This is a genomic window from Paenibacillus sp. E194 (genome assembly GCF_000935845.1).
Classification (GTDB): domain Bacteria; phylum Bacillota; class Bacilli; order Paenibacillales; family Paenibacillaceae; genus Paenibacillus_B; species Paenibacillus_B alvei_B.
Genome location: NZ_JMDX01000245.1, coordinates 1 through 8235, shown reverse-complemented (window position 1 = coordinate 8235; position 8235 = coordinate 1). Strand labels below are relative to the sequence as shown.

Here is an 8235-nt window from a genome sequence, read left to right as displayed (position 1 = left end):
CCGTAACTTGGTCGATATATGACACAGTGGCATTGAATAAACTTCTTGATAGCAACGAACAAGTTCGTCTGGATAGTGCGGCGGCGATAAACGCATGTGTGACCAGTTTTACGCAGTCGGGTGATGGTATCGTCAGACCGAACGGGTCTTTCCAGGGAGCTGATATGCTCGATAGCATGGAAATATATACGTCAGGCGGAGCAGAAGGTCAAACCCCGCAGATTGCGATGATGACAAACTCGGGAGCGTACAAAACCCTCGTGAAAATTACGAATGTGGGGACTCATGAAATCGAGGGCGTACAGACCAAAAACGGCAACGTATATTTTACAATCGTTACGGATCCCGTAAATAAGAAAGATACACAGAAAGTTTATTACGTTCCTGATAGCGTATTTAAATAGCGGTCAAACGGGTCAACCTTAGTACATAATTCCAAACAGAAATCAAGTGCAAACATAATAAGCTGCCAATTTGGTGGCTTTTTTGTCGTCTTGAAGAAGTATTGGAGCTCACAACAGATGAATGCTTAGAATGTCGACCATCATCGGGTACATGGGAATATCGCTCTTACAACTGCAGCTCTAATTAGATTAAATTTTGAAATATAGACTGGAAAATATGGAAATTACAAGCGATGAGGGAGATAATAAATATAGGAAAGACGCCTTGTTCAATGGGATAAATATCGTGAAAGCATATGAAAGGAGTTCACTATGGAATATGAAGCGTTAGTTGCTCGGTTTCTTCATTTTCTGTCGGTTGAAAAGCAGCCTATAAGCTTGGCGTTTCTCAATGAACTTATTCAGAGGCATCAAGAGAGAGTAAGATGGGAAACGCTGACGAAAATAATCGATTGGGAAAAAGGAAATCGAACAGGAAACTACCTCCCTTCTATTGATACGTACATCGAGCGCATCGTGAACAAAGGGATGGGAGGAACATGCTGGACAAATGCAATAGGGTTTCATTGGCTGCTATCCCGGCTTGGATTTTCCGTTTCTTATATGTACATGGACCCTGGCCACTTGTGTTTGCGCGTAGACCTTGATCAACCTTACTATGTAGATGTTGGGTATTGTGCTCCGCTATTTCAGGCATACCCGCTGTATCAATCTTTTCAAGTGAAAAATGTAAGGGAAGTCTTTACCTATCAGGTATCTCAGAATGAAATTCAAATTATTCGAAACCCCGGACCTACTAAAACCATTGATCCCAATCCGATAGTATTAGAAAAAATGACTCCGCTGATTAGGAATGCGAACAATTGGGATACATCACCTATGCTGCAAAACATTCAAATTTTCGGCTATATCAATGGAATTCCGACTTCGTTGAACGATAATGTGCTAAAGCAATATTTTCAGCATGAGAAGGTGGAAAGACATCTAAACCCTGATGAGTTGAGAGAATGGGTTACGGAAAAGTTTCAAATCGATCAGCAAATGTACGAAAATGCCTTAAGCATATTCAATGAGAAGAAAACATAATGTATGGAGCCTCATCGAGAATACATGTTATTAGATAGGAAGCAGATCTTATATGCTACCGAAATAAAATATTTACCTTTTCCTTTTTTATATTCAAACTTTTTCTTAGTTTATTACATAAGATTGAAAAATCGATAGAGTAATTATATCTAAAAATGGTTGACAATGGAATAAATATACTATATAACTAGATTAGTTACATTATCTGGGTATAATGTGATAAATTATGAAGGGGAGGAAATGCAGAAATGAAACCTAGTGTGAAACGTCTTCTGGCCACAACACTGTCTACGGCAATTATCTTCTCTGTGACATCACCTGTATTTGCTAATGTTGTTCCTACAGCTACCACTCCAAGCTCGTTTGACATCTCTAGTCTTTCAAAACTTGATAGAATTGAATTGGAATTGAGACAAGTTGACTACGCAGATCTTTTCAGAACTGTAGGTACGAATCTTGGAATAGTTGAGGCTTCTGGTGAAGCAAGCACGTTGGGATTGAAAGGTAAAGCCGCAAAAGAAGCAGCAAAAGCAATGATCAAAAAACTCAAGAATGTTGGATCGCGGGCTTGGAACGAGCAGATAGCTAACTATGTGGATAAAATCCCATTATTGAGCAAAGGAGCAAAAGATACTCTTAAATATTATCTTGGTTATCAAGTGTTAATGGAAGCTTTAAATGTTATGGTTAACTTTACAGGCATGGCAGAGGATGGACTCACATATGCTTTAGAATATGTTGGGTTGCCTAAATGGTTGGCTGAAATTGCAGCTAGAGCTATTGTCTTCTTCCTGTTGTAAGGCAAATAAAGGAGGGACTAAACGTGTATATACTGGCACTGATTATACTTATCATTACAGGTTTGGTATCCTTACTTGATATTTTGTTTGGTATAAGTAATTTAGGTGGTGAGGGGTTCAATCTGACGATTAGAATCTCACGGTTGTTGTTCGTTTCCTCAGCACTATTTTTGTTGGTTCGAAAGGATAAAAGCAGTAAAAAAAAGGACTAGTTCCCTTGCAAGGAGACAGGACTAACTTGGTATATCAAGGGGGACTTTGAGACGTACTCGTGAATTCGGACGATTCGAATCATCGCTGAACATTTCAAGGAACAGATCGAGTTCGAATTAAGCGATGCGTTCAAGGATCGAATCAAGCGAAGACCAATCATTGAACATAAAAATGCAGAAATGAAAAGATTCCACGGTATGGGCACGGCTAAATATCCAGGTATCTTTCGTATGCGAAACAAGCCTACCTCACCGCGTTCGTTGTAAACGCAAAGCGGATGGTAAAGCTAATAGAGCAAAAGCAGCCTACTCCTCGGGTGAGGATAGACTGCTTTTTTCTCTTATGGGGCTCTTTTTTTCATTTTTTGGCTTTCAGCTCAATAATATTGAGGCTTTTGTAGGGATCTCCTATAGGGCATCTTTTTATTATTCTGAATGAGGTATAAAAGTTTCATACAATAAATCTAGCAGGACTATACATAATTACATAAAGCGACATTTTGATTACTTAATTCTAAAAATAATTTTTTATACTATCATTGTTCGACAGACAGGTGCTTGCCTGCATGTTAAATTAAGATCGACATTTAGATAAATTCTAAATGTATCAAATTATAGGAGGAAATAGAAGATGAAAAAAGTATCTATCGCATCTTTGGCCTTACTTCTTGTGTGCAGTTTGTTTATGTCGGTTGTTTCTGCGTCTGCAAGTCCGAAGGTTCAGCAAGTAGTATTGCAAGCACAAGGTAACACTACGACAGATCTTGATGAAGTCGCTAACTATTTTGGTTTTTCTGAGCAAGAAAAACAGGATTTCGTCAAATTGATTAACGAAAAAGAATCGCCTGAGTACGAAGTAAAAGGAAAGTTGAGTTGGGCAGTTAAAGCTCTAAAGGCGGCATGGGATCTGATTCCTGATAGTGTGAAGGTAGCTTTGGGAGGCACAGCAGGTTTTGCTACGCTATTAAATGTAATTGACAACTTTACTGGCGCTGTTGAAGATGCTGTCTATGCAGGAGCACTTGCAGTAACAGGGAACGAGACGGTTGCTTGGTGGATCACTAAAGCATTGATGTTATTGCTGTAAGTAAAAGTCCCGAGTACAACTTTTATCTAGAGGTGGTGAGAGCTTGGAAGACAAAAAGTTTAATAAGCTAACCAATGCAACAGCTGTCATTCTCCCAATATTATTTATTGTCACATTCTTTGTTTTGCTCAAAATGAACTACTTGGTTACAGATATTATTGCATATGTTTTAGCTGTTGTTTGGATTGTGGTTACAATAAGAGGTATGAAACGGCGGAAGTGATGGGAACAATGCTAAAACAGGGACACCTTCGGGTGTCCTTATTAAATAAGAGATTGATTTATTAATGGGGGGCAACTTAGTGTCGATTAACACATGATGGGAGGTTTAATATCAAAGATAATCAAAGTCAAAGAAATTCCGGTTTTTTGTTTAGTTCAGCTTTAATTTGTTTCCAACAACGGTGATGAAGTAATAATCGTTCAAGCAGAAGACCTACAACTAATCCAAAATGAACTCGCTTGTTTATAGGAATGCTCGACAGCACAGAAATATATACGTCAGGGGAGCAGAAGGTCAAACCCCGGAGATTGCGATGATGACAAACAATGGAGCGTACAAAACCCTCGTGAAAATTACGAATGTGGCATGACGTTTCTTAATGAGTTATCCAAAAACATCAAGAAAGAGTGAAATGGGAAACGCTAACGAAGATACTCGATTGGTAAAAAGGAAATCGAAAAGGCAACTATCTTCCTTCAATTAATACGTAAATCGAGCGTATCGTGAACAAAGGGATGTGAGGAATATGCTGGAGAAATGAAAGGGGGTTACTTTGGCTGTTATATGAAATTAAGGATGCCCTCAAAAACGCATCCTTTTTATTATTCTGTATCAGGTTTGAAAACTAAATACAGTACATAAACAATAAGTGTAGCGAAACCTAATTCAAATAATAGCCTCAAATAATCCAATTGATAAGCAACAAAGAATTCACCAACTTTTTGTTCGCCTTGTAACTCCCACAGAGGAACGTACTCCTTGGATTCATACTTCATTTCTCTGCCCCAAACTACTGTCACTGGAACTTTTAATACACCTAAAATTGTGATTACGATCAAATAAATACTCAGAAAATTTCTCTTAATAAGCAAATACAGGACCTCCCATAAAATAGTTGATTCACATTATTCGATATTTCGAGAACAAATCTCCTAAAATTATTTTTTATTGCATCAATATTCGACAGACAGGCATTTGACTAAATGTTAAATTAAGATCAACATTTAGGATTTATCTAAATGTACCATATTATAGGAGGGATAAGAAGTTGAAAAAAGTATCTATTGCATCTTTGACTTTTCTGCTTTGCAGTTTGTTCATGTCTGCTGTATCTACAAGTCCAGACATTACACTGAAAAGCGAAAATGTCCCTGGTTCTGAGAAGAGATGATTAGATGTTGACATATTTGATTATTTTCATAGCCAACTTTGTAGTAGCTTACTTCTACATCGACTATGGAGACTATTTTAAAGCTTTTTGGCTGTCAGTTTACTTGGTGACTATGGTTTTTGTAGTTGATTTAATTAAGCACTATATAAAAAAAGGAAACAAGAAATAGAGTCAGGCTAAACAAGGTTCTCTCTTTCTTAGCAGATTGCAAGCTAACCACCGTCCTTGATGGAGTTCGTTATGAAGTTCGTTGTATTGTCGGTTTAAACTCTTTTGACCTTAGAATTTCCTACTGAAGATACCAATGTATTTGTGTAAATTTCGCTCTGATTCAAAATGATCGCATCTACTGTATCTTGGGGCGTAGGATTAACGGCAGAAGATATTATGTTGTCCTTTATTTAATACCTTAAAGGTAGGAGGTGGTATTTATGGATCTGGAAACTAGAAAAATTTTGAAATTTATTATTAGAACTATTGCAGTTATTTTAGTTCTTGTCATCATCTTAATTGTTTTTGGCGTAGTCCAGTTCATCATCTTGACAAATAGTTAACGGACATAAGGATGGAAAATCCAAATTTATTTCCCTTATTCAGAATAAGGTTTTTTTAATAGGGCAACTTTGTGTGTCGATTAACACATGATGGGAGGCTTAATATGAAAGATAGTCAAAAGTCAAGGGTGTTAGTAAAAAATACGGCTTTGATGAAATAGTCTATATATAAATATATACATATCTAATGGTTCCTAGTGCGAGCAACTGCGCCAACAATTTTAAGGCAGTATTATCGTTTAATATCGATCAAAATATCCGGTTTTTGTTTAGTTCAGCTTTAATTGTTTCCACCAACGGTGCTGAAGTATAATCGTTCAAGCAGAAGATTTACACCTAATCCAAAATGAATTCGCTTGTTTATAGGAATGCTCGATACTGACTTAACAACTTCTTCATTCATACAAATGCTAGGAATGCTCTTTAGCAGTCTCATAAGACGCGCAGCATTCATTTCCCCAACTTCTTTGGCCATCATATCAGTCTCCTTTATATGAATCTATATCTATTATTATCGTTTGAAACAAAATAACCCCAATACATTGAGACTAGTATCGGAGTTATTGAATTATTGTTTCTTTCTTTCTCCTTGACGCATTTGCATCTCGATTATTAATTTATCAAGTTGTTGGCTGATTAGTATCACTTCTTCGTCTATAAATCCGCCCTTAATCTGGACAATCTCCGTAAGTTTTTTTCTAAGCTCGTTAATTTTATTATCTAAAGAGTCTATTATCACTCACCTCACGTACACTATCTCTTCTTTCTGAGTATAATGCACGTTCTAGTAAGATATGTGAAAATATTACACTTCAACACTTTGTCGAAAAATGAAAAGGAGCATCAAAGATGCTCCCCTCATTACCACGGATATATGCTGCCATGATCTCCTGAGAATGCGGCTACTGTTGTCACAAAGGTAACTGTATAAAGAAGGGACTTAAAATACAGGCTTTTGATTAAGTTTTTCATGCTTAACCCTCCATTTCGTTAGCTATGCGTGAAATATTTGCTTAACTTTTCAAACGTAGTTTGTGGAGAAACACTGTGATCTAGATTCATTCGCATAATCATATTCAGGCATTTCTTCTCTTTAATCGTGTCGTTAATCTTAGAATAGTGTAATGCCCCTTCTAAGAAGTGATTAATACATGTTTCAAAATCACCAACGGCTAAGTAGTATTCTCCTTTGATTTGAAGATAATCAGCGTATCTGGAACAGATCAAAGGGTTGCTCCTGTCTATAAGGGACTGATCTATATTGCTAGTGCGTAGAAGATTATTAGCGCTTTCTAGATCATTTTGTTGCAGGAATAAGCGAAGAAGCTGGTTTGTTGCCGAAATTTTGTAATTATTACTACACGATTGCAGGAATAATAGTAGTTGTTGAATTGCTTGCTCAACATTTCCTTTTTTTGCATTTAATAATGCTTCCATAAGAATAACATTTTCTTGGGCATTCGGATAGTCAAATTGTTTGTATTGTAATGCGTAAAGTCCAGATTCTTCATACTCCTCAAGAGCAAAGTATGAGTCTCTGAGCATACCTAGTGCATATACTTTGTAGGGACTTGTACCGTTATCCATTATCGTCTTGCAATGATGAATGCACTCAGTATAGAGTCTCAAATTATAAGCATGAATTCCTAGCTTGTAGTATAGCTCAATGCGATCTTGTTGCGACAAAAATTCAATGTAGTGAAGAATATACTTCCCACTATAATAAGTTTCCTTCAATTTGCTAAAATCATTTCGTTCAATAAGATATTGTTGGTACAGACCTTTTGCTATGTAGGGCATGATTCCGTGTGAACGCGAGTGATCAATGATGAGGGTATATAAGGATAATCTGATGGAGGGATCTTCAATGGAAGCGATGTGTTTATAAAGCTTTTCGGTTAAGTCGAAGCTGTCTTCATTAGGAGCTTCAAGGTATTTTGTTGCAACTTTTCTTATCAGATCGATGTCACTATTTTGCTGAATCGATACTGATAAAATATGTAGCAATACGTCAGATCTCTTCTCGGTATCTACATAATAATGAACGATCTCATCAAAAGAAATCTGTAACGCTACTGATAAGGCATATATAGCTGCAAATTCAGGGCGCTTTACATCGTTATTCTCAAGCCTTGATATAGCGCCTCTGTTGACACCAGACAGTTCAGACAGTTGCGTGATTGACATATTTGAGGCACGTCTAGTATCAAGTATTAGTTCACCTATCGTCTTTTGAATAAGAGTTGATTCCAATTCATTTCCTCCTCTTACTAAATTGACCAACTATATTTTACCATATTGTATAGCTCATGTAAATTGATCGATGATATGAGAAAGATAAGAAATGGAAGGAGATAATTCTAACTCTTTTGTTTTGGGTGGTGAATAGGCTTGATTATACGACTTCATTTCTCTGCATCTAGATTAATCAATGAGGCGAAATGATTTTAGGAATACACAAAATTCATGATTGTTGAAAGCTACTGTTTCCCTATTACGTGGGAAACATGGCTTTTGTTGTCTGGGTGGGTCTTTTTACTTTAGTAAGAACTTGCTATATTTCAAAACGCCTATGCACATCGGTTCACCTACATGAATTATGCGAATAAAACGGGTGAAAGACTAGGGGAGACCTATCGTGTTGATGGAGGAAGTAATAGTAAATATACGGTTTTCCGGGTACAAACGAAAGAAGGTA

General features: G+C 36.9%; 8 protein-coding genes and 2 pseudogenes. 6 read left to right on the top strand and 4 right to left on the bottom strand.

Translation table 11 applies throughout. The features are described 5' to 3' along the window. From AZ66_RS23965 to AZ66_RS23940, 6 genes and pseudogenes are all read left to right on the top strand, one after another. Positions 1 to 404, top strand: a pseudogene (locus tag AZ66_RS23965) (helveticin J family class III bacteriocin); the annotation flags it as partial. Positions 405 to 716: 312 nt separating this feature from the next. After that, on the top strand, positions 717 to 1490 hold the full coding sequence (locus tag AZ66_RS23960; RefSeq protein WP_044357157.1) for an arylamine N-acetyltransferase: 774 nt from the start codon (positions 717 to 719) through the stop codon (positions 1488 to 1490). 248 nt (positions 1491 to 1738) lie between these two features. Next, on the top strand, positions 1739 to 2290 hold the full coding sequence (locus tag AZ66_RS30155; protein WP_052648811.1) for a hypothetical protein: 552 nt from the start codon (positions 1739 to 1741) through the stop codon (positions 2288 to 2290). Between the two features lie 281 nt (positions 2291 to 2571). Next, positions 2572 to 2813 (top strand): annotated as a pseudogene (locus AZ66_RS33035) (transposase); the annotation flags it as partial. 320 nt (positions 2814 to 3133) lie between these two features. Beyond that, positions 3134 to 3589: a hypothetical protein gene (locus AZ66_RS23945; protein ID WP_052648809.1), complete on the top strand. Its 456-nt coding sequence runs from the start codon at positions 3134 to 3136 to the stop codon at positions 3587 to 3589. Between the two features lie 43 nt (positions 3590 to 3632). Next, positions 3633 to 3812: a hypothetical protein gene (locus AZ66_RS23940; protein WP_044357156.1), complete on the top strand. Its 180-nt coding sequence runs from the start codon at positions 3633 to 3635 to the stop codon at positions 3810 to 3812. Positions 3813 to 4414: 602 nt separating this feature from the next. On the opposite strand, the gene AZ66_RS23935 is transcribed toward AZ66_RS23940, so the two are convergent. The 4 genes from AZ66_RS23935 to AZ66_RS23925 form a co-directional block, all read right to left on the bottom strand. Continuing rightward, entirely contained in the window at positions 4415 to 4684 is a 270-nt protein-coding gene (locus AZ66_RS23935) for a hypothetical protein (RefSeq protein ID WP_044357155.1), read from the bottom strand. Positions 4685 to 5817: 1133 nt separating this feature from the next. After that, a complete protein-coding gene (locus AZ66_RS23930; RefSeq protein WP_156160063.1) occupies positions 5818 to 6015 on the bottom strand; it encodes a hypothetical protein in 198 nt (65 codons plus the stop codon). Between the two features lie 90 nt (positions 6016 to 6105). After that, positions 6106 to 6276, bottom strand: a complete 171-nt coding sequence (locus AZ66_RS30915; protein WP_082061706.1) for an aspartyl-phosphate phosphatase Spo0E family protein — start codon at positions 6274 to 6276, stop codon at positions 6106 to 6108. Positions 6277 to 6527: 251 nt separating this feature from the next. Next, a complete protein-coding gene (locus AZ66_RS23925; protein ID WP_044357152.1) occupies positions 6528 to 7790 on the bottom strand; it encodes a helix-turn-helix domain-containing protein in 1263 nt (420 codons plus the stop codon). Positions 7791 to 8235 lie beyond the last annotated feature (445 nt).

Bases quoted from the DNA above. Each gene is read 5' to 3' on its own strand.
- AZ66_RS23930 (WP_156160063.1), bottom strand. From the start codon at position 6,015: ATGATGGCCAAAGAAGTTGGGGAAATGAATGCTGCGCGTCTTATGAGA.
- AZ66_RS23960 (WP_044357157.1), top strand. From the start codon at position 717: ATGGAATATGAAGCGTTAGTTGCTCGGTTTCTTCATTTTCTGTCGGTT.
- AZ66_RS23945 (WP_052648809.1), top strand. From the start codon at position 3,134: ATGAAAAAAGTATCTATCGCATCTTTGGCCTTACTTCTTGTGTGCAGT.
- AZ66_RS30155 (WP_052648811.1), top strand. From the start codon at position 1,739: ATGAAACCTAGTGTGAAACGTCTTCTGGCCACAACACTGTCTACGGCA.